This is a genomic window from Stenotrophomonas sp. SORGH_AS_0321 (assembly GCF_031453215.1).
GTDB lineage: Bacteria > Pseudomonadota > Gammaproteobacteria > Xanthomonadales > Xanthomonadaceae > Stenotrophomonas > Stenotrophomonas chelatiphaga.
Map to the genome: position 1 here is coordinate 1,778,144 of NZ_JAVIZG010000001.1, position 26,949 is coordinate 1,805,092.

The window sequence follows — 26,949 nt, forward strand, 5'->3', positions numbered from 1 at the left end:
CTTCAGGCCTGGGTAGGGACGTAACGGGGGAACTTCTGCGCGATGTCGGTGCCGGTGAAATGACCGACCCAGCCATCGGCTTCAGTGAAGAACCGGATCGCCACGAAGCTCGGTGCATCGCCCATGTCGAACCAGTGGTTGACGCTGTCCGGCACGGCGATCAGGTCGTCCTTGACGCACTCGATCTCATAGACCTTGTCGTCCACGTGCAGGGTGAACAGGCCGGAGCCTGCGACGAAGAACCGCACCTCGTCTTCCTTGTGGAAGTGTTCGTCGAGGAACTTCTTCCGCAGCTCGGCGCGATTGGGGTTGTCCGGTGCGATGGACGCTACGTCAACGCTCTTGAACCCGCGTTCGGCGACCAGGCGATCGATGTCGGTGCGGTAGGCGGCAAACACTTCTTCCTGGCTGGCGCCCGGCGCGACCGGCTGGCTCGCCTGCCAGCGCTCGAAGGTGACGCCGATCTTCTGCAGTTCGGCAGCGATCAGCGCGCCGTCCTGGGAGTCCAGCAGCGGGGCGTCGGGGGCGGTGTCGTTGTAGATGCGCAGTCGGCTCATGGCGGCAGCTTGAACGTCGGGGGGACGGGTAGGGTAGCAGCGTGGCGCGGCGGGGTCAGATGCCGATCCGGAATATGACCCCACCGATTCAGCTGCGCAGGCGGCGCAGTTCCAGTTCGCAGTGGAACAGGAACTCGAACGCTTCCAGGTGGCGGCGTGCTTCGGCCATGTCGCGGCCCCAGGCGTACAGGCCGTGGCCGTCGATCAGGTAGCCCCACAGGCACTGGGTATCCAGCAGCGCGTCGACCTGGGCGGCCAGCACGTCCATGTCCTGGGTGTTGGCGAACACCGGCACGTCGATGGCCATCTCATGCGTGCTGTTGCCGGCAAAGGCCTTCAGCAGCTCGTAGCCTTCCAGCCGGATGTGGCCCTGCGGTGCGTACAGGCGCGAGGCGATGGTCTGCACCGGGGAATGGGTGTGCAGCACGCAGCCGACTTCGGGGAAGCGACGATACAGCTGGGTATGCAGCAGGGTTTCGGCGGACGGGCGCAGCGGGCGGCCGACGGCCTTGCCGTCGAAATCGACGACCATGATGTCATCTTCGATCAGCCGGCCCTTGTCACGGCCGGACACGGTGATCGCCGCATGCTGGTCGTCCAGCCGGTGCGAGAAGTTGCTGCTGGTCGCGGGCGTCCAGCCGGCCTGGGCCAGCTCGCGGATGTTGTCGATCAGCAGCTGCGCCAGTTCGCTCAGGCGCTGGCTGTCATACGGAAAAGTGGGCGCGTTCATGTGCCCCATTCTATCCGGTCCCGCCGGTGGACGTGACGGCGGGGACGGCCTGCGTTGGTAGTGACGGCCGCTGGCCGTCAACGTGTGCTGGGTGACGACCGTGGGTCGTCACGACCCGCCGCTGCGCTCGCCGGGCAGGGCGATGCCGGCCGTCCTGACCGGCACCCTCCGGGCCGTCGCACGCGACGTTGGCGGCGGCTGCTGCCGCTGCCGTCGGCGCCAGCCGCTACCCGCCGGCTGTTACCGGCGCAGGCGGCTGTGGCGGAAGCCGTAGCCGAAGTAGATCGCGAAACCGACCACCGTCCACACGCCCATCAGCATCCAGTTGTGGAACGTCATGGCCGACAGCAGCGCCATGCAGCTCAGCACGCCCAGGCTGCAGACCAGCCAGGCACCGCGGATGCGGAACGGCCGCGGCAGGTCCGGCTGGGTACGCCGCAGGACCAGCACGCCGGCACACACCGCGGCGAAGGCGATCAGCGTGCCCATCGAGGTCAGTTCGCCGAGCACGTCCAACGGGAACAGCGCGGCCAGCAGGGCGATGCCGATGCCGGTGATCACCGTGTTGATGTGCGGCGTGCGGTACTTCGGATGGATCTTGGTGAACAGCGGCGGCAGCAGGCCATCACGGCCCATGATCATGAAGATGCGCGGCTGCCCGATGATCATCACCAGCACCACCGAGGACAGGCCGACCAGCGCGCCGATTTCCACCACCACGCGCAGCCACCCCAGCGACGGGTGCGCGGCCACGGCGGTCACCACCGGTTCGTCGGTGCCCAGCAGCGTGTACGGCACCAGGCCGGTCATGACCGCGGCCATGGCGATGTAGAGCAGGGTGCAGATCACCAGCGAGAGCATCATGCCGATCGGCATGTCGCGCTGCGGACGGTGTGATTCCTGCGCTGCCACGGATACGGCCTCGAAGCCGATGTAGGCGAAGAACACCATCGCCGCACCGCGCAGCACGCCTTCCATGCCGAACTGGCCCGGGCCGGTGTTTTCGGGGATGAACGGCTGCCAGTTGGCCGGGTCCACGTACTTCCAGCCCACCGCGATGACCAGCACGATCAGGCCGGTTTTCAGGATCACCATCGCCATGTTCATCGCCGACGACTTGCGGATGCCGACGTAGCACAGCCAGGTCAGCAGCAGTACCAGGATCGCAGCGGGCACGTTGGCGATCGCGCCGGTGGGGCGCAGCTGGCCGTCCAGTGGCGCGCTGACCAGCGCGGCGGGCAGGTGGATGTCGAAATGACTGAGCAGGCTGAGGAAGTAGCCGGTCCAGCTGACCGCCACCGCCGAAGCGGAGACGCCGTATTCCAGCACCAGCATCCAGCCGATGAACCACGCCGCCAGCTCACCGAAAGTGGCGTAGGTGTAGCTGTAGGCACTGCCGGACACCGGCACCATCGCGGCGAATTCGGCGTAGGCCAGCGCGCAGAAACCGCAGCAGATGGCGGCAAGTACAAAGGACAGCATGATCGCCGGGCCGGCATGGTTGGCGGCGGCCTGGCCGGTGATGACGAAGATGCCGCCGCCGATCACCGCGCCGATGCCCAGTGCGGTCAGGCCCCAGGGCCCCAGCGTACGGGTGAGGCTGAGGCCGTTGGCGTCTTCGTGGGCGGCGTGCGGGTGCTTGGTGGCCCACAGTTGCTTGAGCATGGGTGTGTGTTCTTGTCGGTGCGTGCAGGCACAGGGTGGCTGCGGGGTTGGAGCGTGAAAGAAGACGGGCCGGCTGTGCAGCCGGCCCGTGATGCATCAGGAGGACTTGGCGAGTTTGCTGTTGCGCATGCCGTAGCCGAAGTAGATCAGCAGGCCCAGCACGGTCCAGCCGACGAACAGGTGCCAGTGTTCGCGGAAGGCCATCGCGAACAGCGTCAGGCAGGCCAGCGCGCCCAGCGGGCAGATCAGCCAGACCATCGGCACGCGGAACGGACGCACCAGTTCCGGGCGTGTGTAGCGCAGTACCAGCACGCCCACGCAGACCGTGGCGAAGGCCAGCAGGGTGCCCATCGAGACCAGTTCGCCGAGCACGCTCAGTGGCATCAGGCCGGCCAACAACGCGGCGATGACGCCCACCACCACGGTGGCAACGTAAGGAGTGCGGAAGCGCGCGTGCACCTTGCCGAACATCTTCGGCAGCAGGCCATCGCGGGAAATCGTGTAGGCGATGCGGGTCTGGCCCATCATCATCACCAGCACCACCGAGGACAGGCCGGCGATGGCACCGATCTCAACGAAGGTCTTCAGCCAGGCCAGCTGCGGATAGGCTTCCAGCGCGGTGGCGACCGGCTTGGACGTACCGAGCTGCTGGTAAGGCAGCAGGCCGGTCAGGACCAGGCAGACAATCACGTAGATGACCGTGCAGATCGCCAGCGACCCGAGCAGGCCGATCGGCATGTTGCGTTGCGGGTCCTTGGTTTCACCGGCGGCGGTAGATACCGCGTCGAAGCCGATGAAGGCGAAGAACACGATGGAGCCCGCGCGTAGCACGCCGCTCCAGCCGAACTCGCCGAAGGTGCCGGTGTTCTCCGGAATGAAGGGGTGCCAGTTGGCCGGATTGACATAAGTCGCGCCGATCGCGATGAACAGGCAGATCACGGTCACCTTGATTGCCACGATGATGCCGTTGACGAAGGTCGACTGTGAAACGCCCACGTACAGCAGGCCGGTCACCGCAGCCACGATCAGCACTGCGGGCAGGTTGAACAGTTTGCCCGATGCGATGAACTGGCCGCTTTCCCACGCCACCGGGGCCGCGCTCAGCGCATCCGGGAACGGCAGGTGCAACGTGGTGGTGATGAAACTTATCAGGTAGGCCGACCAGCCGACCGCCACCGACGCGGAGGCAAACAGATACTCCAGCACCAGGCACCAGCCGATGAACCACGCCATGCCTTCACCCAGCGTGGCATAGGAGTACGAATAGGCACTGCCGGACACCGGCATCATCGCGGCGAACTCTGCGTAGCACAGGCCAGCCAGTGCGCAGGCAAGGCCGGCGGCGACGAAGGACAGGGTCACGGCCGGGCCCGCGTGGAACGCCGCGGCCTGGCCGGTCATGACGAAGATGCCCGCACCGATCACCGCACCGATGCCGAGCAGGATCAGGTGTTTCGCCGTGAGCGTCCGTTTCAGGGTGGCTTCGCCGTCCAGGCTGCCTTCGATGGGTTCGCCAGCGTCAACGTGTCCGGCTGGCTCAACCGGCTTGACCCTCAACAGAGCTTTCAGCATGCGGTACTTCCCTAAGTGGTCGTTGGGTGGCCGGCGATACATTGTCGCCAGCGCGTGTGATCGGTGAAGGCCATGCGAATGGCTCGCTGTACCTTAGCCAAAGCTGAAGGTGATGTACAAGCCGCACGTGCAACATTTTCTGGCGATAATGGCCGATACCTTCGCTGAACGCGTGCCGGATATGCTGGAAACTGTCGCAACCCTTGCCCTGCTTGACGATCCGTTGCGTGAACTGCTTCGCCGACATGCCCTCGAAGTGCCTGTGCAGGGCGCCTTGGCTGACGAATTCAGCACACTTCTTGATGATCCCCTGAATCCCTTCCTGCGCGAACGGCTGGAAGGCCATTTCACCGGCAGTGCATGGCTGGTCAGCGCAGACGGGCAGCGGATTCTGCTGACCCACCACCGCAAGCTGGATCGCTGGCTGCAGCTCGGTGGCCATGCCGATGGCGATCGCGACCTGGCCCGCGTGGCGTTGAACGAAGCCGAGGAGGAATCCGGGCTCTCCGGACTGTCGCTGGACGATCCGGCGATCTTCGACCTGGACAAACACTGGATCCCCGAGCGTCATGAGGTGCCCGGGCACTGGCACTACGACGTCCGTTTCGTGATCCGGGCAGGGGCGTCGGAAGCCTTTGCGATCAGCGAAGAATCGCTCGCCCTGGCCTGGCGCGACATCGCCCAGCTGGCCGCCGATCCGCAGGCGGACGCATCGCTGCAGCGCATGGCCCGGCGCTGGCTGGGTAGTGACGGCCGCTGGCCGTCATCCCGACGCTGACGGCCGCTGGCCGTCACATGTTGGTTGACGGCCAGCGGCCGTCACTACCGGTACCGGGCCTGACGGCCCTCAGCTGTACAGCACGCGGGTGCGCAGGGTGCCGGGGATCGCGGCCAGTTCATCGCGAACGGCGGCAGCCTGCTCCACGCTGGCGGTGATGTCGATCACCACGTAGCCCACCTTCGCGTCGGTGCGAAGGAACTGGCCGTCGATGTTGACGTTGTGGCGCGAGAAGATCTCGTTGACCTTGGACAGCACGCCCGGCACGTTGCGGTGGATGTGCAGCAGGCGCAGGCTGCCGTCGTGCTCGGGCAGGGTGACTTCGGGGAAGTTGACCGCAGTCAGGGTGCTGCCGTTGTCGCTGTAGCGGACCAGCTTGGCCGCCACTTCGATGCCGATGTTGTCCTGTGCTTCCAGCGTGCTGCCGCCCACGTGCGGGGTCAGGATCACGTTGTCGTGCGCGGTCAGTGGCGATTCGAAGACATCGCCGTTGCCCTTGGGTTCCACCGGGAACACATCCAGCGCCGCGCCGCCGATGTGGCCCGAGCCCAGTGCCGCATCCAGGGCCGCGATGTCGACGATGGTGCCGCGCGCGGCGTTGATCACATGCGCGCCGCGGCGCATCTTCGCCAGTTCGGTCGCGCCGATCATCCACTGCGTGGCCGGTGTTTCCGGCACGTGCAGGGTGATGATGTCCGAGCGCTCCAGCAGGTCGTCCAGGCTGACCGCGGCGCGCGCGTTGCCCAGCGCCAGCTTGGCCTCCACGTCGTGGAAGATCACCTGCAGGCCCAGCGATTCAGCCAGCACGCCCACCTGGGTGCCGATGTGGCCGTAGCCGATGATGCCCAGCGTCTTGCCGCGCACTTCGTGGCTGCCGGCAGCCGACTTGGACCAGCCGCCGCGGTGGCATTCGGCGTTCTTCTGCGGAATGCCACGGGTCAGCATGATCGCTTCGGCGATCACCAGCTCGGCCACGCTGCGCGTGTTGGAGTAGGGCGCGTTGAACACCGGGATGCCGGCCAGTTCAGCCGCGTCCAGATCGACCTGGTTGGTGCCGATGCAGAAGCAGCCCACCGCGATCACGCGCTTGGCCTCGGCCAGCACGTCGGCCGACAGCTGGCTGCGCGAGCGGATGCCAACGATGTGGGCGTCGGCGATGCGCGCCTTCAGCTCGTCTTCGGGCAGCGCCTTGGAATGCAGTTCGATCTGGCTGTAGCCGGCCGCGGTGAACACGTCCACGGCGGTCTGGCTGACCCCCTCCAGCAACAGCACGCGGATATCCTGCTTGGGGTAGGAGGTCTTCTTCGGCGACATGGGACGGCACGGCCAGTGGGACAAGGGCTGATCACTATGCCAGATGCGGCCGCCCATGGTGCACTGCGGAATTGGTTGCAAACGTAGCCATCGCCGCCGCGCGCAGGGGGCTGGACGCTGGCGGGCCGCACTGGCACGCTTTCCCGTTCCGCCTGCATTTGCCTGGACTGCCATGACCGATCCCCGCGTTGCCGCCCTCCAGCAGGCCGTACCCGACCTGCGCCTGAAGACCGATGCGGCCGATCTGGAGCATTACGGGCGCGACTGGACCCGGCGCTGGACCCCGGCGCCGCTGGCGATCGCGCTGCCGGCCAGCGTGGATGAAGTGCAGGCGGTGATGCGCTGGAGTGCCGCCGAAGGCGTGGCGGTGGTGCCGTCGGGCGGACGCACCGGCCTGTCAGGCGGCGCGGTGGCGTCCAACGGCGAACTGGTGCTGAGCCTTGAGCGCATGAACAAGGTGCTGGGCTACGACGCGGTGGACCGGACCCTGGTCGTGCAGGCCGGCATGCCGCTGGAGGCGCTGCACAACGCGGCGCTGGAGCACGGGCTGATCTACCCGGTGGACTTCGCCGCACGCGGGTCCTGTTCGATCGGCGGCAACATCGCCACCAATGCCGGGGGGATCCGGGTGATCCGCTACGGCAATACCCGCGAATGGATCGCCGGGCTGAAAGTCGTCACCGCTGACGGTGAGCTGCTCGAGCTCAACAAGGGCCTGATCAAGAATTCCAGCGGCTACGACTTCCGCCAGCTGCTGATCGGCTCGGAGGGCACGCTGGGGGTGATCGTGGAAGCCACGGTGAAGCTGACCGATCCGCCACCGGCCAGCAACGTGATGCTGCTTGCCGTGCCCAGCTTCGAGGTGCTTATGCAGGTGTTCGCCGCGTTCCGTGCGCGGCTGCAGCTGCAGGCCTTCGAATTCTTCACTGCGCAGGCGCTAACGCACGTGCTGGCCCATGGTGCGCAGGCGCCGTTCGACGAGGTGCATCCGTATTACGTGGTGACCGAGTTCGCCGCCGGTGACGAGGCGCAGGAAGCTGCGGCGATGGCGGCCTTCGAAGACTGCATGGGCAATGGCTGGGTCAGCGACGGCGTGATCAGTGCCAGTGACGCCCAGGCCGCGCAGCTGTGGCGCCTGCGCGAGGGCATCACCGAGGCGGTCGCACGCTACAAGCCGTACAAGAACGACGTGTCGGTGCGGATCTCGGCGATGCCCGCGTTCCTCGCCGAAACCCAGGCGCTGATCACCCAGGCGTACCCGCAGTTCGAGGTGGTGTGGTTCGGCCACATCGGCGATGGCAACCTGCACATCAACGTGCTCAAGCCCGATGACACCGGTGATGCGGAGTTCCTGCAGCAGTGCGAGCAGGTGACCAAGCTGCTGGCGCAGGTGCTGGCACGCTTCGATGGCAGCATTTCCGCCGAACATGGCATCGGCCTGGTCAAGAAGGCCTACTTGGACAGCACCCGCGGGCCCGCCGAAATCGCCTTGATGAAGGCGGTCAAGCGCGCGTTCGATCCGCAAGCGCGGCTGAATCCCGGCAAGGTCTTCGATCTCTGAGCTGCCGTTCCGCTGACGGGTCGGGTACGCTCTGCACGACCCCTTCACGAGTAAACCGACGATGACCCGACTGCCTTCGCTGCTGGTTCCTTTCGCCCTGGCCCTGCTGGTGCTGCCACTGGCCGCAGGTGCATCCAGCTTTGCCGGTACCTCGGCAGGTTCGGCGTCGGGCGCTTCGTCCAATTCCTCCGGCAGCAGCTCCGGCGATGACAAGGTGATCCTGGCCGCGCGCGATGATGCGGCGGCCTTCGTTGCCAGCGAGGGCCAGATCCGTGGCGCCCGCCTGCAGGCGGCTCTGGTGCACCTGCGCGAACAGGATGCAGCCGCACGCGAAAGCAGCGACCTGGCGCTCGCGCAGGCCTTGCTGGCGCGCTGATGCCGATGTGCCGCCACGCGTGGTTGGCGTGGTGGCTGCTGTGCCTGGCGCCGGCCACGCAGGCGTTCGAGCTGGTGCCTGACCTGCACGGACTGGACGCCGGCGAACGCGTCCGAGCCCAGCGCGCCGTGGATGCCGTGGTCCAGCGCCTGCCTGATGCGCTGCGCGCGGCGTTGCCGCCGCAGGTGCCGGTGCGCTGGGTGGACACGCTGCCGGCGCATGTTGCCGGCCGCGCGTTTTCCGGCGACATCCAGCTGCAGCGCGCTCTGCTTGATGACGATGAGGACGCGGCCGGCCGCGCACTGCAGGCCGCGCTGGTCCATGAACTGGTGCACGTGGCCGATCGCGGGCAGGCCGGTGGCTGGTCAGGCCAGGCGCGCTTCCGCGAACTGGCCGGATGGCAGCGCCGCCCGTGGAAGCTCGGGCGCAGCCCGAATCGTTTCACTGACCGCAGCCCCGACGATTACGAGCGCCACAGCGCCGCCGAATACCTGGCGGTCAATGCGGAGCACTGGCTGCTGGATGCGGACTTCGCCTGCCGCCGTCCAGCGCTGGCGAGCTGGCTTTCCGCGACCCTGGGCGCGACCCCACGGCAGGCGGACTGCGATGCCGGCGTGCCGCTGCTGCAGGCCGGTGCGGAGGAAGGCCTGGTTGAACTGATGCGACTGGATCCGGCACGCGTCTACGCGGTGGATTACCTGTTCGCCGAGAGCGGTGACGTACCGATGAGCCGCTGGGGCCACAGCATGCTGCGGCTGGTGATCTGCCGCGAGGGCAGGGTGCCCGGACCGGCCTGCCGGCTGGACCTGGACCAGCACCGGGTGTTGTCGTTCCGCGCGTTCGTGGGCGATGTCGAACTGTCCAGCTGGCGCGGGCTGACTGGTGGCTACCCGTCGCGGTTGTTCGTGCTGCCGCTGCAGCAGGTGGTGGACGAATACACCAAGGTGGAACTGCGCGGTCTTGCCTCGCTGCCGTTGCGCCTTTCCGCGCGGGAGATCGCCAGCCTGCTCGAGCGCACCGCGCAGGTGCACTGGAGTTACGATGGTCGTTACTACTTTGTCGGCAACAACTGCGCGGTGGAGACCGCCAAGCTGCTGCAGGCGGGCGTGCCTGCGCTGCAGGAGGCCGGCATCGAGCGCATCAGCCCGCGTGGGCTGCGGCGCAGGCTGGCGCGGCTGGGCAGGCTGGATGAAAGCGTGCTGGAGGACCGCGCCGCGGCGATACGCGATGGCTACTATTTCGAATCCAGCGACGCGCACTACGACCTGCTGTTCGCCGCCGCACGCGACGAGTTGCGGCTGCCGGTTGGCGATGCGCAGGCGTGGCTGAAGCTGGATGCCACAACGCGCGCGCCGTGGCTGCAACGCGGCGGCCTGCGTGCCACCGCCGGCCTGTTGCTGCTTGAACAGGCCGCCTTTGGGCGTGCCGAGCTGCGCGCGCGCGACACACTCAAGCGCGCCGTGCTGGCGCAGCGTGACAGCGATGGTGCACGCCAGTTGCAGGCGCTGCTGGAACAGGCAGGGCAATGGCTGCAGCCCGGCGCACTGCTGGGTGGGCCGGGATATGGCCTGCCGCAGGCCGATGAACTAACCACGCTGCAGCCCCGCCTGCTGGCGGCATCGACGCAGGCACCGCAGGCCTGGAAGCAGCTGCGATTGCAGATGCGCGCGGGCTTGCCAACGGCGCAGCGCGAAGAACTGGATGTGCTGGATGCGAACCTGCAGGCACTCGGTGCGCATCTGCGTGCGCAGGCGGCGGCACCCGCTGCGGCAGGAAGCTGAACACGGCGCGCAGCGGTTCCCGTGGCGTTGACGGTGCAGATGGTAGCGTCGTGTGCTGTTGAATGAAGTCGAGGAGCGCACATGCGTCCATCTCTTTTCCTGTTGCCCACCGTGCTGGTGGTTGCACTTGCCGTCGCCTGCCAGCCTGCGGCGGATCCGAAAGCCGAGGGCGAGGGCACCGCCGCTGGGCCGGCTGCCGCGCCGATCACCGAGGCGGAGCCTGCTGTTGCGGCGCCGACCGCAAATGATGCCTTCCGCGCAGTGGGCACCGAGCCGGTCTGGATGGCCGAGGTCGGCGCGGGCGGCGACGCTGCGCTGCGGGTCGAGGTGGATTACGGCCAGACGCATTACGAGGTGGCGGCCCCCACGCACGGGCCGGATGGCTGGGCCGGTGCGGCCGCCGATGGCACCCCGATCAAGCTGAGTGTGCAGCGCGTGCCGTGCCAGCATGACGGCAGTGGGGAGATGGCCGATGCGAAGGCGATGCTGACCGTGGGCACGCGCCAGCTGCACGGCTGCGGGAGCTTCAGCGCGGCGCAGTGAGCTGAGCGCAGGGTAGCGCCGAGCCATGCTCGGCGGCTCCTTGCCGATGGGGTCTGATGGATCCCGCCGAGCATGGCTCGGCGCTACCGCCGCTTCCCACTCGCCCCACTCAGTCGGCGCGACCGCCGAACTCGCCGGTGGTGGTGTTGACCAGCACGCGTTCGCCGTTGGCGATGTACTCGGGCACCATGATTTCCAGGCCGGTGCTCAACTTGGCCGGCTTGGGACGCTTGGTGGCGGTGCCGCCCTTCATTTCCGGCGGGGTTTCCACCACTTCCAGCACGACGCTGGTGGGCAGCTGGATGGCGACCGGCTGGTCGTCGATCACCTGCACGTAGATGCCGGCCAGGCCGTCGGTGATGTAGCCGGCGTCATCGCCGATCACATCCGCATCCAGGGTGTAGGGGGTGTAATCCTCGTCGTCCATGAACACGAACGCCTCGCCATCCTTGTACGAATAGGTGGACAGGCGGCGCAGCAGTTCCACTTCCGGCAGGTTGTCATCGGAATCGAAACTGGCGTCGAGCTTGTTGCCGCCCGGCACGCTGTACATGATGAAACGGAAGCGGACGTTGCCGCCGCGGCCCTGCGGCGAGCTGCGCTCGATGTCGCGGATCTGGTACACGCCGTTGTTGTATTCGACGACGTTGCCCTTCTTGATATCGCTGGCTTTCATGGTGGTGTAGGTCGGTTGGGGGAGGGCGCCGTCCCGGCGCCCGGGGGAATCACTTCGGAGCGAGCCGGGTGGCGCCGTCCAGGCGGATGGTCTCGCCGTTGAGGTAGGTGTTGCCCAGAATGTAAGCGACCAGGCTGGCGAAGTCTTCCGGCTTGCCCAGCCGCGACGGGAACGGGATGGAGGCGGCCAGTGACTCCTGCACGGCCGGCGGCATGCCATCGACCATCGGCGTCCAGAACACGCCGGGTGCGATGGTGTTGACACGGATGCCGAAGCGCGAGAGTTCGCGCGCCATCGGCAGCGTCATCGAGACCACGCCGCCCTTGGAGGCGGCATAGGCGGCCTGTCCGATCTGCCCTTCGTAGGCGGCGATGCTGGCGGTGTTGATGATCACGCCACGCTCGCCGTCCGTACCGGCGTCGTTGTGCTGGATGCGGTTGGCCGCGGCCTTGGCGACGTTGAAGCTGCCGACCAGGTTGACCATCACCGTGCTCTGGAAGCCGGACAGCGGCATCGGGCCTTCCTTGCCCAGCACGCGGCCGGCGCCGAGGATGCCGGCGCAGTTCACTGCCACGTTGAGGCCGCCGAGGAAGGCGTGGGCCTGTTCGATGGCTTCGGCCACGGCGGCTTCATCACTGACGTTGACCTGCTGGTAGGAGGCGTTCGCCTGTCCCAGCGCGGCGACGGCGGCGGCGCCTTTCTCATCATTGAGGTCGAACAGCGCGACCTTGCCGCCCTGGGCGACGAGATGTTCGGCCACGGCAAGGCCGAGGCCGGAGACACCACCGGTGATGACGGCACGTACGTTGGACAAACTGCATTGCACGGTCCTGCTGGTTCAAGAGCCCGCGATTCTAACGGATGGCGCGTGCTGGGCCGTTGTGCAGTGCGTTGCTTGGGGGGGGGGATGGATGCCGGGCTTGCAGCCCGGCGCCTGCTTTCTGGAGCTACGGCAACGTCAACGTCAACGTCAACGTCAAAAGCCGTAGGGCTGCTGGGTGGCGGGGCGGGGTGGGTTGGCGGGGGACGGCAACAACCGCATCCTGCGGGCCTCGTTTCGTGCCATCCATGGCACTCAACGCCCCCGCCAACCCACCCCGCCCCACCTTCGACGGATTCACGGTGGCCTGGGTAGCGCCGACCCAGGGTCGGCGGATGGTGGGGAATGGGATCTGGGGGAACGGGGTCTGATGGTTTCCGCCGACCATGGGTCGGCGCTACCGCTTCTGCTTTATCTTCTTTCCCCCTTGCGGTGGCGGCGCACGGAAACTGTCCGGGGTCGGGCGGGTGGGCTGCGGGGGACCGTCGTGAGGCAGGAGCCGAACGCGAGCCTACAGGGACGTACTTGCGGCGTGTCCCCTGCAGCCCACCCGCCCGACCCACCCCAGAAACCAGGCTCCACTCCAACACCGCAAAAAAACTACTTCAACTTCCTGACGAATTCTTCCGGCGTCAGTCCAGGGGCGCACAGGAAACCCTGGCCGACATTGACCCCCAACCCCATCAGGTAGCGGCGCTGGGCCTCCGATTCGATGCCTTCGGCGACCACCCCCAACCCCAAGCTGCGGGCAATCCCGCAGATCGCCTCGCACACGGCCATGTCCGAGCGGTCACCCGGTACGCCTTCCACGAACAGCTGGCTGAGCTTGAGGCCGTGGATCGGCAGCCGGCGCAGGTAGTTCAACGCGCTGTAGCCTTCGCCGAAATCATCGATGGCCAGCATCACGCCCATCTCGCGCAGCCGGGCGAAGGTGCGCAGGGTGTCCGGCGCATCCTCGATCAGCACGCGCTCGGTGAACTCCAGTTCCAGCGTGGTGCCGGGCAGATGGAACTCATCCAGCGCCTGGCGCACCTTCAGCGCCAGGTCGTCGCCGGTGAACTGGCGGTAGGACACGTTGACCGCGACCCGCACCAGCCCGAGGCCTTCGTCCTGCCATTGCCGGACCTGGCGGCAGGCCTCGCGCAGTGCCCACTGGCCGATCCGCACGATGTCGCCGGTGCTTTCGGCGTGGGCGATGAACAGGTCCGGGCGCATCTCGCCCAGCTGCTCGTTCTGCCAGCGGATCAGCGCTTCGGCGGCGATCACCTCGCCGGTGCGCAGGTTCACCTGCGGCTGGTAGACCAGGCGGAATTCGTCGGCTTCCAGGGCGCGATGCAAGCGGCTTTCGATCTGCAGGCGGTCGTGCTGGGCCTGTGCCAGTTCCGGTGAGAACACCTGCCAGCCGTTGCGGCTGCGGCGCTTGCAGTCATACATCGCGGTATCGGCATTCTGGATCAGCTGCTGCGGGCGCACGCCATCGCGCGGCGCGCAGGCGATGCCGATGCTGGCCGTCACCACGAACTCGTCATTGCCGAACACGAACGGGGGCTCGAAGGCGGCGGTGATGCGCTGGGCCAGCAGTTCGGGCTGGTCGGACTGGTCGCGGGTATCACAGACGACCAGGAACTCATCGCCACCAAAGCGCGCCAGCAGCCCTTCGGTGCCGATCGCACGGCCGATCCGGCGGGTCGCCTCGATCAGCAGTTCGTCGCCGGCGCTGTGTCCCAGCAGGTCATTGACGGTCTTGAAACGGTCCAGGTCGATGTACAGCACCGCCGCCCTGCAGTGGGTCGGGTTGGACAGCCGCACCCCCAGGTCGCTGAGTACCGCATCGCGGTTCATGATGCCGGTGAGCGGGTCGGTACGCGCCTGGATGCGCAGGGTTTCCTCGGCCTGCTTGCGCTCGGTGATGTCCTGCACGGTGCCGGCGATGCGCGCGGCGTCCACGTCGCCTTCCGATGCCTCGCCGATCATGCGCACCCAGAACGAGTGGCCATCGGCGCGTTGGCCGCGCAGTTCCAGTGCGAAGCTGCTGCGCGCGTCGACGCTGGCCGCCAGTGCCTGCTGCAGGGCAAGCCGATCATCGCTGCGCAGGCACTCCATCAGGTCGGGCATGTCATCCAGTGGCAGCTCCTGGCCCAGGATCCGGCGTGCTTCATCGGTCAGGTACAGGCGGGCCAGGCCGCGGTCCCACTCCCAACCGCCGATGTGGGCCAACGACTGCGCGCGGTCGAACAGCGCGTTGTTGCGCTTCAGTTCGGTGATGTCGCTGAACATCGCGAACACATGGTCGGCATGGTCGCGCCCGTTGCCGAACACCGGCACGTTGGTGATCGACAGCCAAAGCATGCGCCCGCGCGGACGGTGGTACAGGCCGACGATGGTGCTGCGGATGACCCGGCCGACCTGGAAGCAGCGGTTGGCCGGCCATTGGTCGTGGCCCAGCAGGTGGCCGTGTTCGTCCACCATGATCCAGTCGCGCGGATCGAGCAGGGTCTGCAGGCTGGAGCCGGTTCCGGCCGTGCCCAGGATGCGGTGCGCGGCCGGATTGGCCGATACCACGCGCAGTTCGCGGTCGAACAGGATCACGCCCTTGTCGATGGATTCCATCAGCAGGCGGTAGCGTGACTCGGCCTGCCACCGCCCGCTCAGGTCACGCGCCACCGCCACGATGCACGGCTCGCCCTGCAGTTCGAAGCCGGCCGAGTGCACCTCCACCGGAAAGCGGCTGCCGTCACCACGCATGTTGGTGACTTCGATGACGTAGGTGTCCCCGCGCTGCAGCGCTGCCCAGACCGGCTCCAGGTGGTCGCTCGGCAGGTCCGGGTTCAACAGTTCGATCGGCTGGCCGATGATCGCTTCGCGGGGGCGGCCGTAGGCGCGTACGCCGGCGCGGTTGAGGTCCATCACCACCCCGGCCGAACTGAGGATGCTGACCGGGTCGGGCACGGCGTCGAACAGGGCGGCGTAGCGCTGCTCGGCGTCCTGGCGCTGCTGCATCGCCTCATCCAGCGCCTGCCGGGCCTGCTGCAGCAGCGCGTGCTGTTCGGCCCGGTGTGGCTGGGACAGCGCGTGGTCCAGTGCAGCCCGTGCGTCGCTCTGCGTGGCGGGGTGTCCGCCAGCGGCCAGCTCGTCGCAGGGGCCGCGGCGGCTCATGTCGCTGCCATCGCCTTGCCGACGCGGCTGCCGGTGGGCCGGCCAAGCAGCGCCGACAGCCAGCGGCCGATCTCGGCCAGCAGCTCAAGTTCCACGCCGGTCTGCAGCCCCATGCCATGCAGCAGGTAGACCGCATCTTCGCTGGCCACGTTGCCGCTGGCACCCTTCGCGTAGGGGCAGCCGCCGGCGCCGGAGACCGCGCTGTCGACCACGCGCACCCCGGCCTCCACGCAGCTGGCGATGTTGGCCACGGCCTGGCCGTAGGTGTCATGGAAATGCACCGCCAAAGCCTGCATCGGGACGTCGGCGGCGACCGCCTCCAGCATCGCCCGGGCCTTGCGCGGCGTGCCTACGCCGATGGTGTCGCCCAGCGATATTTCGTAACAGCCCATGCCATGCAGGGCGCGGGCCACGCGGACCACCTCGCTCACGGGAACCTCGCCCTGGTAGGGGCAGCCGAGCACGGTGGACACATAGCCGCGCACGCGCACGCCATCGTCGGCGGCCCGGCGCAGGATCGGCTCGAACCGGGCCAGGGACTCATCGATGCCGGCATTGGTGTTGGTGCGGTTGAAGGTTTCCGAGGCAGCGGTGAACACTGCGACTTCCTGCACCCCGGCTGCCAGCGCGCGCGCATACCCCTGCTCATTGGGGACCAGCACCGGGTAGGCCACGCCGGGACGGCGGTGGATGCCGGCATAGACATCGGCGGCATCGGCCAGTTGCGGGACCCAGCGCGGGCTGACGAAGCTGGTGGCTTCGATGCTGCGCAGGCCGGTGGCGGACAGCCGGTCGATCAGCGCGATCTTGTCGGCCGTGCTGACCGGCTGCTTTTCGTTCTGCAGGCCGTCACGCGGGCCCACTTCGACGATACGGACGAAATCAGACATTCCGGCGCCTCCGCGATGACGGGCGGGCGGCGGGACAGGCAGGGCTGGCAGGGCGGGAGGCAACGATCACGGAACATCCTGTAGATGAAGTGGCGCGCGCAATGACGGCCACGAGAGAGATATACGCAGGCCGTCGGAGCAACCGGCCAGCCCGCTGCATGAAGCGCTTTACCGGGGGCGGGCCGGTGCGCGCAGCATCGACGCCGCCAGGCGGCTGTGGCGTGAAGACGCGTGGGATCAGCCGGCGTCGATCCAGCCCGGGCGGCGCTTGCCGAGGAACGCGCCCAGGCCTTCCTGACCCTCCGCCGATACCCGCAGGCGGGCGATCAGTTCGGCGTTGGCCTGGTCCCGTGCATCGGCATCGTGGCTGGCCACCACCTGCCGCACCAGCGCCTTGGCACTGGCTGCAGCCACCGGTCCGGCGGCCATCAGCAGCGCCAGCTGCTGTTCAACCGCGGCATCCAGCTGGTCGCCTGCCACCACCGCGTGCACCAGGCCGATGCGCAGCGCCGTAGCGGCGTCGAACTGCTCGCCGGTGGCAAACCAGCGCCGTGCCTGGCGCGGTCCGATGGCGGCGATGACATACGGGGAAATAACCGCGGGCAGCAGGCCCAGCCGGCTTTCGGTCAGGCCGAAGCGCGCACTGTCGGCGGCGATGGCGATGTCGCAGCAGGCCACCAGGCCCACGCCGCCACCGAACGCCGCCCCGTGTACCCGCGCCAGCGTTGGTTTCGGCAGTTCGTCCAGCGTGCGCATCAGGCGGGCCAAGGCCAGCGCATCCTGGCGGTTTTCGGATTCGCTGGCGGCGGCCATGCCGCGCATCCACTGCAGGTCCGCGCCGGCGGAGAACGAGGCGCCCTCACCGGCGAGCACCACCGCGCGCACCGACGGGTCGCGTCCGGCCTGGTCCAGCGCATGGGTGAGTTCGGCGATCAGGCCGTCGTCAAAGGCATTGTGCAGCGCCGGGCGGTGCAGGCGCAGGGTGAGCAGGGCGCCGGAGCGCTCGACCAGCAGGGAATCCGTCATAAAATCCGCAGTTACTCGATACCTGTACAGATCATAGCGGCCCAAAGGTCATGGGCCATGACGCGGCGCGGCGATGTTAGAATTGATAACCATTCTTATCACTGGAAAGTGCGCGAGTGACGCTGTCCGATCTGCCTTTGCAAGCCAACGCCGTGGTCGAAACCGTCCATGACACGCACGCCAATGACGCGATTTCCCGTCGCCTGAGGGAGCTCGGCTTCGTCAAGGGCGAGTCCGTGCGATTGGTCGCGCGCGGCCCGATTGGCGGCGAACCGCTGCTCGTGCAGGTTGGTTTCACCCGGTTTGCGCTGCGCCGCAGTGAGGCCGCGCGCATCCAGATCACTGCTGAACAGGGGGCGTCGGCATGAGCAACGCTGCGAGCCTGCCGCTGCGCGTGGCGTTGGTCGGCAATCCAAACAGCGGCAAGACCGCGCTGTTCAACCAGCTGACCGGCAGCCGGCAGAAGGTCGCCAATTACACCGGCGTCACCGTGGAACGCAAGGAAGGCCGCATGCGCGCGCCATCCGGCCGCGAGTTCGCCATCCTCGACCTGCCCGGTGCCTACAGCCTGCAGCCGGCCAGCCTGGACGAGGCGATCACGCGCGACCTGTGCCGCGGCTTCTACCCGGGTGAGGCAGCACCGGACGTGCTGCTGTGCGTGATCGATGCGACCAACCTGCGCCTGCACCTGCGCTTCGCGCTGGAACTGCGCCAGCTCGGCAAGCCGATGGTGGTGGCACTGAACATGGTCGATGCGGCCGAACGACGCGGCATCAGGATCGACGTGCCGGCGCTGGAGCGTGCACTCGGCGTGCCGGTGGTGGAGACCGTGGCGGTGCGCAAGCATGGCGCGCAGGCGCTGGTGGCGCGGCTGGACGCGATGGTGCCGCACCTCGGCGCACCGGTGGCGGCGGTGGATGGGCAGGCCGTCGATTACCACGCGCAGGTGCGCGGGATCCTCGATGCCGCCGTCAGCATGCCTACCCGCACCGCGAAGATCGATGACACGCTGGACCGCTGGCTGCTGCATCCGGTGTTCGGCCTGGCCACCCTGGTGGTGGTGATGTTCCTGATCTTCCAGGCGGTGTTTGCCTGGGCCACGCCGATGATGGACGGGATCGAGGCCCTGTTCGGCTGGCTCGGCGAGCAGGCCGGTGCGGTGCTGCCGGAAGGCCCGCTGGCCAGCCTGATCACCGATGGCATCATCGCCGGCCTCGGCGGGGTGGTGGTGTTCCTGCCGCAGATCCTGATCCTGTTCGCCTTCATCCTGGCGCTGGAAGAATCCGGCTACCTGCCGCGCGCGGCGTTCCTGCTGGACCGCATGATGGCCTCGGCCGGGCTGTCCGGGCGTTCGTTCATCCCGCTGCTGTCCAGCTTCGCCTGCGCGGTGCCAGGCATCATGGCGACCCGCAGCATCCAGGACCCGCGTGACCGCCTTGCGACCATCCTGGTGGCCCCGCTGATGACCTGCTCGGCAAGGCTGCCGGTGTACGCGCTGCTGATCGGCGCGTTCATTCCCGATGGCAAGGTCGGCATCTTCAACCAGCAGGGGCTGGTGCTGTTCGGCCTGTACGTGGCCGGCATCTTCAGCGCGCTGCTGATGTCCTGGGTGATGAAGAAGTGGCGCCGCGACAAGAGCGAACATCCGCTGATGCTGGAGCTTCCGTCGTACCGCATCCCGCACCCGCGCGACCTGGCCGTGGGCCTGTACGAACGCGGCATGATCTTCCTCAAGCGCGTGGGCGGCATCATCCTGGCGCTGACCATCCTGCTGTGGTTCCTGCTGTCCTTCCCCGGTGCACCGGCCGATGCGACGATGCCGGCCATCGATTACAGCTACGCCGGCCAGCTCGGCCATGCGATGACCGCGATCTTCGCCCCGCTGGGCTTCAACTGGCAGATCTGCATTGCGCTGATCCCGGGCATGGGCGCACGCGAAGTGGCGGTGTCCTCGCTGGCGACCATCTACGCGCTGTCGGCGCCGGACGATGACGCGGCGATCTCCGCGCTGACCCCGATCGTCAGTGACGGCTGGTCGCTGGCCACCGGCCTGTCACTGCTGGTGTGGTTCATCTACGCGCCGATGTGCATCTCCACGCTGGCCACGATCAAGCGTGAAACCAATTCGTGGAAGCAGATGGGCTTTGCCACCGTGTACCTGTTCGCCGCCGCCTACATTGCAGCCCTGGTCACCTACCAGGTGACCGTGGCGCTGGGAGGCGGTTGATGGAGGCCGGCCTGCTGCTGCAGTACCTGATCGTCGCGCTGGCCGTGCTGGCCAGTGCGTGGGTGGTGCTGAAGAAGCAGTTCCCGGGCACGGTGCGCAAGGCTCGCGGTGCGTTGGCGCTGAGCCTGCTGCGCTCCGGCCAGCCGGGCTGGCGGCAGTCGCTGGGCCGGCGCATCGCGCCGCCGGCAAGTGGCGGCGCCGGGGCCTGCGGTGGGTGTGACAGCTGTGGGCCGACGCCGCCGAAGGCGCACTGAGTGGCTGGCGCTCTGCCTCGGTAGCGCCCAGCCATGCTCGGCGAGCGTAGCGGCAAGGGCAGGACGGCCAGCGGCCGTCACTACCGCGTCCAGCGGACCACCGTCGCAGGCATCAATCGCGCACCAGTCCGCCATCCACCACCAGGTTCTGCCCGGTGACCGCGCGCGACCACGGGGAAGCGAAGAACAGCGCCGCATCGGCGAACTCGGCCGGGGTCGTCACGCTGCGCAGCGGCGTGGCCTCGGCGATGTAATCAAACAGCGCTTCCGGGGTGGCGGCACTGGCATCGGTGCTGCGCAGCAGGCCACCGGACAGCATGTTGACGGTGATTCCCTCCGGCCCCAGGTCGCCGGCCAGCGTGCGGGTCAACGACAGCAGCGCCGCCTTGGCGGCGGTGTAGTCGTGATAGGGCACCACCGGGTTCTGGAACAGGTTGCTGCCGATGTTGATGATGCGGCCGAAGTGCTGCGCGCGCATGCCGGGCAGGGCGGCCTGCACGGTGTTCAGCGCGCCGCGCACGCTGCCGTCGAACTGGGACTGGAAGCTGGCCCAGCCGATGCTGTCGGCTTTCTCGCGGGCATCGCCATTGAAACTGAAGGTGGCCAGCGCATTGTTGACCACGGTGCTGACCGGCTGGCCGAAGTGCGCCTGCGCCAGGGTCAGCAGGGTGTCCACCTGGTGCCGGTCGGTGACATCGGCGTGCACCGCCAGGGCGTGTTCGCCGAGCTCCTGGGCCAGGGCGCGCGCTGCCTCGCTGCTGCGGTGGTAATTGATGATCACCTTGGCGCCCTGCGAGGCAAAGGCGCGGGCGATGTGCTGGCCCAGGCCGCGTCCGGCGCCGGTCACCAGCACCAGCTGTTGTTCGATCTTCATGGAGGAGGGCATCGCCGCTTGGAAAACCAGCAGGCTAGCAAGCGGCGGCGTGAGACCGCGTCGCGGCCTGGTGCGCGACGCCCCCTGTGCAAATGCGCGGCCAGCCGCTAGCCTTCCCGGATGAACCAGACTCCCCTGCGATTGCTCATCCACGGTGCCTCCGGGCGCATGGGCCAGGCCTTGCTGCGGCTGGCCGCCGAACATACCGATACGCTGAAGGTGGTGGGGGCCTACACCGGCCGCGCGCCCGCGCAGCGTGTGGTGGACGGCATCCCGCACTTCGCTGCCAAGGAACTGCACGGCGCTCCGCCGTTCGACGTGGCCATCGATTTCAGCCTGCCCGAAGGCTTCGATGCGATCCTGGCACTGTGCGTGGAACGCGGCGCGGGGCTGGTCTCGGGGACCACCGGCATCAGCCAGGCGCAGCGCGAGGCGCTGGATGCGGCGGCCAAGGCGATTCCACTGGTGTGGGCATCCAATTTCAGCCTGGGCGTGGCGGTGCTGGATGAACTGGTCGAGCGCGCCGCGCAGGCGTTGGCCGGCTGGGACTGCGACATCGTCGAATCGCACCACACCCGCAAGCTGGATGCGCCGTCGGGCACTGCACTGACACTGGGCGCGGCGGCCGGCCGCGGCGGGGCCACCCCGCAGTACGCCAGCCTGCGCGCCGGGGACATCGTCGGTGAACATCTTGTTCAGTTCACCGGCCTGGGTGAGCGGATCGAGCTGGTGCACCGGGCGACCAACCGCGACATCTTTGCCCGTGGCGCGTTGTTTGCCGCGCGACAGCTGGGTCAACGCGCCCCGGGGAGCTACCGGGTGCGGGACCTGCTGCACGGCTGAACGGCTCAACGGAGTGGGCGGCGGCATCCCGTGAAGGGCCCGCTGCGCTCGCCGACCATGGGCCGGCGCTACCGTCCGGGGCTTGGCGGGCCGCTACCGCTGCGCTCGCCGACCATGGGCCGGCGCTACGTTCAGGATCCCGTGGCGCGCTACCTGCAACGTGGTGCTGGCGCCGGACCCCGCATGCGTCTACAATTTGCACTCGCCGAAACACGACAGCCGGACCGGTCCTGAACCGTACGTCCGCGCTTTTTTGCAACCGGTTTTTACCGTGAGCGCAGGCGTGACCTTCGGTACCCCATCGGTAGCCAAAGTGAGATTTCCGTGACCCAAGCCGCAATCCTCGTCCTCGAAGACGGCACCGTATTCGAGGGCGAATCCGTAGGCGCGCCCGGCCTGTCCGTCGGTGAAGTGGTGTTCAACACCGCCATGACCGGTTACCAGGAAGTGCTGACTGATCCGTCCTACGCCCGGCAGATGGTCACGCTGACCTACCCGCATATCGGCAACACCGGCATGACCGACCAGGACAACGAAGCGTCCAAGGTGTGGTCGGCCGGCCTGATCGTGCGCGACGTGCCGCGCCGCCCGAGCAGCTGGCGCAGCCAGGTTTCGCTGCAGGACTGGCTGCTGCAGCGTGGCGTGGTCGCCATCTCCGGCATCGATACCCGCAAGCTGACGCGCATCCTGCGCGAGAAGGGCGCCCAGAACGGTGCCCTGATGGCAGGCGAGGGGATCAGCGTGGAGAAGGCGCTGGAGGCTGCGCGCAGCTTCCCCGGCCTGAAGGGCATGGACCTGGCCAAGGTCGTGTCGACCGAAACCACTTACCAGTGGAACGAAGGCCAGCTCGACCTGGACGCCAACGCATTCGTCAGCGTGCCGTCGCAGTACAAGGTCGTGGCCTACGACTACGGCGTGAAGACCAACATCCTGCGCATGCTGGCCGAGCGCGGCTGCGATGTGACCGTCGTTCCTGCGCAGACCCCGGCAGCCGACGTGCTGGCGCTGAAGCCGGACGGTGTGTTCCTGTCCAACGGGCCGGGTGACCCGGAGCCGTGCGACTACGCGATCAGCGCGATCAAGACCGTGCTGGACGCCCGCGTGCCGACCTTCGGCATCTGCCTGGGCCACCAGCTGCTGGCGCTGGCCTCCGGTGCGAAGACCCTGAAGATGGGCCACGGCCACCACGGCGCCAACCATCCGGTGCAGGACCTGGACAGCGGTCGGGTGATGATCACCTCGCAGAACCACGGTTTCGCGGTGGACGAGGCGACCCTGCCGACGACCCTGCGGGTGACCCATCGTTCGCTGTTCGACGGCACCAACCAGGGCATCGCGCGCACCGACGTGCCGGCATTCTCCTTCCAGGGCCACCCCGAAGCGTCGCCGGGACCGACCGACGTCGGCCCGCTGTTCGATCGTTTCGTGACCCTGATGGCCGAGGCCAAGGCCTGATGCGCCTCACCGCACTGCTGGCCGGCCTGCTGTTGGCCGGCACCGCAAGCGCCCAGCCGGCCACGCCGGCCGAGGTGGCGGTGATCATGCACCAGCTGGGCATGCAGGGCCTGGGCAAGAACAGCGCCGAAGTGCTGTTCAGTGTCTCCCCGACGCTGAAGGCACTGGACCAGGGCGGCCGCGATTGCGCGTCCACCCAGATCGGGAAGCTGCTCGACGCCCACCTCCAGCAGCAGATCGCCGGCAACCTGGGCGACGACGGCGCGCTGCTGGTGGGTGAATGGAAGCAGTTCATGGCCACGCCGGCCGGTGTGGACATGGGCCGCACCTTCCAGGCCAGCGCGGCCGCCCAGCAGGGCATGGCCAGCGAAGGCCCGGAAGTGAGCGAAGCGAACAAGGTGGAGATCGCCCGTTTCATGGGCACCCCCGCCTTCCAGCGCTTCATCGACGGCCTGGGTGCCGACGGCGGGATGCCGGAAAACATTGGCGAGACGATGTCCGCCGCGCTCAAGCGCGAATGCCGCATCGACTTCGACCCGGAACAGATTTCCTGATCGTCAGCGTGCGATCACTCCCCCTTGTCACGCTGTACCGACCTAGAGAAGAAAATGGCAAAGCGCACTGACCTGAAAACCATCCTCATCATCGGTGCTGGCCCGATCGTCATCGGCCAGGCCTGTGAGTTCGACTACTCTGGCGCGCAGGCCTGCAAGGCACTGCGCGACGAGGGGTACCGCGTGGTGCTGGTCAACAGCAATCCGGCCACCATCATGACCGACCCGGAGATGGCCGACGCCGTCTACATCGAGCCGATCAACTGGCAGACGGTCGAGAAGATCATCGCCAAGGAAAAGCCCGATGCACTGCTGCCGACCATGGGCGGCCAGACCGCGCTGAACTGCGCGCTGGACCTGGCCGACAACGGCGTGCTGGAGAAGTACAACGTCGAGCTGATCGGCGCCAAGCGCGAAGCGATCCGCATGGCCGAAGACCGCGAGCTGTTCCGCGTGGCGATGGGCGAGATCGGCCTGGAATGCCCGTCGGCCGCAGTCGCCCATACGCTGGAAGAAGCGCTGGAGATCCAGACCCGCGTCGGCTACCCGACCATCATCCGTCCGAGCTTCACCCTGGGCGGCAGCGGCGGCGGCATCGCCTACAACCGCGAAGAGCTGATCGACATCGTCACCCGCGGCCTGGAACTGTCGCCGACCACCGAAGTGCTGGTGGAAGAATCGGTGCTGGGCTGGAAGGAGTTCGAGATGGAAGTGGTCCGCGATACCGCGGACAACTGCATCATCGTGTGCTCCATCGAGAACCTGGACCCGATGGGCGTGCACACCGGCGACTCGATCACCGTGGCCCCGGCACAGACCCTGACCGACAAGGAATACCAGCGCCTGCGCGATGCCTCCATCGCCGTGCTGCGCAAGATCGGCGTGGATACCGGTGGCTCGAACGTGCAGTTCGGCATCAATCCGCACACCGGCCGCGTGGTGGTGATCGAGATGAACCCGCGCGTGTCGCGCTCTTCGGCACTGGCGTCCAAGGCCACCGGCTTCCCGATCGCCAAGGTCGCCGCCAAGCTGGCCGTGGGCTACACCCTGGACGAGCTGAAGAACGAGATCACCGGCGGCCTGACCCCGGCCTCGTTCGAGCCGTCGATCGACTACGTCGTCACCAAGATCCCGCGCTTCGCCTTCGAGAAGTTCCCGGCCGCCGATGCCCGCCTGACCACCCAGATGAAGTCGGTGGGCGAGGTGATGGCGATGGGCCGCACCTTCCAGGAATCGATGCAGAAGGCGCTGCGTGGCCTGGAAACCGGCAAGGTGGGCTTCGACCCGACCGAGCTGGACCTGGGCAACGAAGACGACATGCAGACCCTGCGCCGCGAGCTGAAGGCCCCCGGCCCGGAGCGCCTGTTCTACGTGGCCGACGGCTTCCGCGCCGGCATGAGCGTGGAAGAGATCCATGCGCTGTCCTTCATCGATCCGTGGTTCCTGGACCAGATCGAAGAGATCATCACTGCCGAAGGCGAGGTCGCCGCCGGTGGCATTGATTCGCTCGACGCCGCGCGCCTGCGCAAGCTCAAGCGCGCCGGTTTCTCCGATGCCCGCCTGGCCCAGCTGACCGGCACCAACGAAGCGGCCGTGCGTGCGCTGCGTCGCGCCCACAAGGTGCGTCCGGTGTACAAGCGCGTGGACTCCTGCGCCGGTGAGTTCGCCACCGGTACCGCCTACCTGTATTCGACCTACGAGGACGAGTGCGAAGCCGCGCCGAGCAACCGCGACAAGATCATGATCCTCGGTGGTGGCCCGAACCGCATCGGCCAGGGCATCGAGTTCGACTACTGCTGCGTGCACGCGGCACTGGCGCTGCGCGAGGATGGCTATGAAACCATCATGGTCAACTGCAACCCGGAAACCGTCTCCACCGACTACGACACCTCCGACCGCCTGTACTTCGAGCCGCTGACGCTGGAAGACGTGCTGGAGATCGTCGAGCTGGAACAGCCGAAGGGCGTGATCGTGCAGTACGGCGGCCAGACCCCGCTGAAGCTGGCACGGGCGCTGGAAGCCAACGGCGTGCCGGTGATCGGCACCAGCCCGGATTCCATCGACCTGGCCGAAGACCGCGAGCGCTTCCAGCAGCTGGTGGACAACCTGGGCCTGAAGCAGCCGCCGAACCGCATCGCCCGCAACGACCAGGAAGCGCTGCTGCTGGCGCGCGAGATCGGCTACCCGCTGGTGGTGCGCCCGAGCTACGTGCTGGGCGGCCGTGCGATGGAAATCGTCTACGGTGAGTCCGACCTCGCACGCTACGTGCGTGATGCGGTCAAGGTCTCCAACGATTCGCCGGTGCTGCTGGACCGCTTCCTCGACAATGCCGTCGAAGTGGACGTGGACATCATTGCCGACAGCCAGGGCAACGTGCTGATCGGCGGCGTGATGGAGCACATCGAAGAAGCCGGCGTGCATTCGGGCGATTCGTCCTGCTCGCTGCCGCCGTATTCGCTGTCTGCCGAAACCCAGGCCGAGCTGCGCCGCCAGGTGGTGGAGCTGGCCAAGGCCCTGAACGTGGTCGGCCTGATGAACACCCAGTTCGCCATCCAGGCCGGTGAGAACGGTGAAGACATCGTCTACCTGCTGGAAGTGAACCCGCGTGCCTCGCGCACCGTGCCGTTCGTGTCCAAGGCCACCGGCATGCCGCTGGCCAAGATCGCCGCACGCTGCATGGCCGGCAAGACGCTGGCCGAGCAGGGCGCCACCAAGGAAATCGTGCCGGACTACTACTCGGTGAAGGAGGCGATCTTCCCGTTCGCCAAGTTCCAGGGCGTCGATCCGATCCTCGGGCCGGAGATGCGCTCCACCGGTGAGGTGATGGGCGTGGGCCGCAGCTTCAGCGCCGCCTTCGCGCGTGCGCAGGAAGCCGGTGGCATCAAGGCGCCGCCGGTCGGCAAGGCCTTCGTGTCGGTGCGTGACCCGGACAAGCAGCGCGTGCTGCCGGTCGCCGAGGCGCTGCTGGCCAAGGGCTACAGCCTGGTCGCCACCCGTGGCACCGCCGCGTGGCTGCAGCAGCACGGCATGGAATGCGAGATCGTCAACAAGGTGGTCGAGGGCCGTCCGCACATCGTGGACCGCATCAAGAACGGTGAGATCGTCTACATCGTCAACACGACCGAAGGCCGTGCGGCGATCAACGATTCGTTCTCCATCCGTCGCGAAGCGCTGCAGCACCGCGTGACCTATTCGACCACCATCGCCGGTGCCAAGGCACTGGTGCATTCGCTGGAATTCCGCGGTACCGGCCCGGTCTGGTCGCTGCAGGAACTGCACAAGGAACTGAACGCATGA

The 26,949-nt window shown here is 67.4% G+C and carries 23 protein-coding genes; 12 read left to right on the forward strand and 11 right to left on the reverse strand.

The window, feature by feature from the left end; genetic code table 11:
- Nucleotides 1–2 precede the first annotated feature (2 nt).
- From QE373_RS07720 to QE373_RS07735, 4 genes are all read right to left on the reverse strand, one after another.
- Nucleotides 3–557, reverse strand: a complete 555-nt coding sequence (locus tag QE373_RS07720; RefSeq protein WP_309685220.1) for an acireductone dioxygenase — start codon at nt 555–557, stop codon at nt 3–5.
- An 88-nt stretch (nt 558–645) separates the two neighbouring features.
- Nucleotides 646–1,287, reverse strand: a complete 642-nt coding sequence (locus QE373_RS07725) for a methylthioribulose 1-phosphate dehydratase (protein WP_057508920.1) — start codon at nt 1,285–1,287, stop codon at nt 646–648.
- Nucleotides 1,288–1,527: 240 nt separating this feature from the next.
- Nucleotides 1,528–2,952: an amino acid permease gene (locus tag QE373_RS07730; RefSeq protein ID WP_057508921.1), complete on the reverse strand. Its 1,425-nt coding sequence runs from the start codon at nt 2,950–2,952 to the stop codon at nt 1,528–1,530.
- Nucleotides 2,953–3,048: 96 nt separating this feature from the next.
- Complete coding sequence (locus QE373_RS07735; RefSeq protein ID WP_123698757.1) at nt 3,049–4,524, reverse strand: amino acid permease; 1,476 nt, start codon at nt 4,522–4,524, stop codon at nt 3,049–3,051.
- 181 nt (nt 4,525–4,705) lie between these two features.
- Here QE373_RS07735 and QE373_RS07740 point away from each other — a divergent pair, with 181 nt between their 5' ends.
- Complete coding sequence (locus tag QE373_RS07740) at nt 4,706–5,302, forward strand: NUDIX hydrolase (RefSeq protein WP_309689642.1); 597 nt, start codon at nt 4,706–4,708, stop codon at nt 5,300–5,302.
- Nucleotides 5,303–5,371: 69 nt separating this feature from the next.
- On the opposite strand, the gene serA is transcribed toward QE373_RS07740, so the two are convergent.
- Entirely contained in the window at nt 5,372–6,616 is a 1,245-nt protein-coding gene (gene serA / locus QE373_RS07745; RefSeq protein WP_309685226.1) for a phosphoglycerate dehydrogenase, read from the reverse strand.
- Between the two features lie 172 nt (nt 6,617–6,788).
- Between serA and QE373_RS07750 the strand changes: the two genes are divergently transcribed.
- The 4 genes from QE373_RS07750 (at nt 6,789) to QE373_RS07765 (ending at nt 10,877) form a co-directional block, all read left to right on the forward strand.
- Complete coding sequence (locus tag QE373_RS07750) at nt 6,789–8,177, forward strand: FAD-binding oxidoreductase (RefSeq protein ID WP_309685228.1); 1,389 nt, start codon at nt 6,789–6,791, stop codon at nt 8,175–8,177.
- 61 nt (nt 8,178–8,238) lie between these two features.
- Entirely contained in the window at nt 8,239–8,553 is a 315-nt protein-coding gene (locus QE373_RS07755; protein WP_123698759.1) for a DUF2388 domain-containing protein, read from the forward strand.
- Nucleotides 8,553–10,334, forward strand: coding sequence for a DUF4105 domain-containing protein (locus QE373_RS07760; protein WP_309685231.1), 1,782 nt, complete (start codon nt 8,553–8,555; stop codon nt 10,332–10,334). The genes QE373_RS07755 and QE373_RS07760 overlap by 1 nt, the downstream gene beginning before the upstream one ends.
- An 81-nt stretch (nt 10,335–10,415) precedes the next feature.
- Entirely contained in the window at nt 10,416–10,877 is a 462-nt protein-coding gene (locus QE373_RS07765; protein ID WP_309685233.1) for a hypothetical protein, read from the forward strand.
- A gap of 109 nt (nt 10,878–10,986) precedes the next feature.
- Here QE373_RS07765 and yeiP read toward each other — a convergent pair whose 3' ends face one another.
- The 5 genes from yeiP to QE373_RS07790 all read right to left on the reverse strand — a co-directional run bounded on the left by yeiP (nt 10,987) and on the right by QE373_RS07790 (nt 17,445).
- The gene (gene yeiP / locus QE373_RS07770; RefSeq protein ID WP_057508927.1) at nt 10,987–11,553 is read right to left on the reverse strand and encodes an elongation factor P-like protein YeiP; all 567 of its coding nucleotides are present in this window, start codon (nt 11,551–11,553) and stop codon (nt 10,987–10,989) included.
- A gap of 49 nt (nt 11,554–11,602) precedes the next feature.
- A complete protein-coding gene (locus QE373_RS07775) occupies nt 11,603–12,367 on the reverse strand; it encodes an SDR family oxidoreductase (RefSeq protein WP_309685239.1) in 765 nt (254 codons plus the stop codon).
- 606 nt (nt 12,368–12,973) lie between these two features.
- Entirely contained in the window at nt 12,974–15,529 is a 2,556-nt protein-coding gene (locus QE373_RS07780; protein WP_309685241.1) for an EAL domain-containing protein, read from the reverse strand.
- Nucleotides 15,526–16,419: a hydroxymethylglutaryl-CoA lyase gene (locus tag QE373_RS07785; RefSeq protein ID WP_309685243.1), complete on the reverse strand. Its 894-nt coding sequence runs from the start codon at nt 16,417–16,419 to the stop codon at nt 15,526–15,528. The genes QE373_RS07780 and QE373_RS07785 overlap by 4 nt, the downstream gene beginning before the upstream one ends.
- 237 nt (nt 16,420–16,656) lie before the next feature.
- On the reverse strand, nt 16,657–17,445 hold the full coding sequence (locus QE373_RS07790) for an enoyl-CoA hydratase-related protein (protein ID WP_309685245.1): 789 nt from the start codon (nt 17,443–17,445) through the stop codon (nt 16,657–16,659).
- Nucleotides 17,446–17,561: 116 nt separating this feature from the next.
- On the opposite strand from QE373_RS07790, the gene QE373_RS07795 reads away from it, so the two are divergent.
- From QE373_RS07795 to QE373_RS07805, 3 genes are read left to right on the forward strand one after another with little or no spacing between them, the layout of a single operon-like run.
- Complete coding sequence (locus tag QE373_RS07795; protein WP_057509132.1) at nt 17,562–17,813, forward strand: FeoA family protein; 252 nt, start codon at nt 17,562–17,564, stop codon at nt 17,811–17,813.
- Nucleotides 17,810–19,672, forward strand: coding sequence for a ferrous iron transporter B (locus tag QE373_RS07800; RefSeq protein WP_309685248.1), 1,863 nt, complete (start codon nt 17,810–17,812; stop codon nt 19,670–19,672). Before QE373_RS07795 ends, QE373_RS07800 begins: the two co-directional genes overlap by 4 nt.
- Complete coding sequence (locus QE373_RS07805) at nt 19,672–19,926, forward strand: DUF6587 family protein (protein WP_057509130.1); 255 nt, start codon at nt 19,672–19,674, stop codon at nt 19,924–19,926. Before QE373_RS07800 ends, QE373_RS07805 begins: the two co-directional genes overlap by 1 nt.
- Before the next feature lie 112 nt (nt 19,927–20,038).
- Here QE373_RS07805 and QE373_RS07810 read toward each other — a convergent pair whose 3' ends face one another.
- Entirely contained in the window at nt 20,039–20,800 is a 762-nt protein-coding gene (locus QE373_RS07810; RefSeq protein WP_309685251.1) for a 3-oxoacyl-ACP reductase, read from the reverse strand.
- A 120-nt stretch (nt 20,801–20,920) separates the two neighbouring features.
- Between QE373_RS07810 and dapB the strand changes: the two genes are divergently transcribed.
- From dapB to carB, 4 genes are all read left to right on the forward strand, one after another.
- Complete coding sequence (dapB, locus tag QE373_RS07815; RefSeq protein ID WP_309685253.1) at nt 20,921–21,643, forward strand: 4-hydroxy-tetrahydrodipicolinate reductase; 723 nt, start codon at nt 20,921–20,923, stop codon at nt 21,641–21,643.
- A 324-nt stretch (nt 21,644–21,967) separates the two neighbouring features.
- A complete protein-coding gene (gene carA / locus QE373_RS07820) occupies nt 21,968–23,098 on the forward strand; it encodes a glutamine-hydrolyzing carbamoyl-phosphate synthase small subunit (RefSeq protein ID WP_057509127.1) in 1,131 nt (376 codons plus the stop codon).
- Nucleotides 23,098–23,652 (forward strand): hypothetical protein, encoded by a 555-nt coding sequence (locus QE373_RS07825; RefSeq protein ID WP_309685256.1) that lies wholly within the window; start codon nt 23,098–23,100, stop codon nt 23,650–23,652. The genes carA and QE373_RS07825 overlap by 1 nt, the downstream gene beginning before the upstream one ends.
- 54 nt (nt 23,653–23,706) lie before the next feature.
- A complete protein-coding gene (gene carB, locus QE373_RS07830) occupies nt 23,707–26,949 on the forward strand; it encodes a carbamoyl-phosphate synthase large subunit (protein WP_309685258.1) in 3,243 nt (1,080 codons plus the stop codon).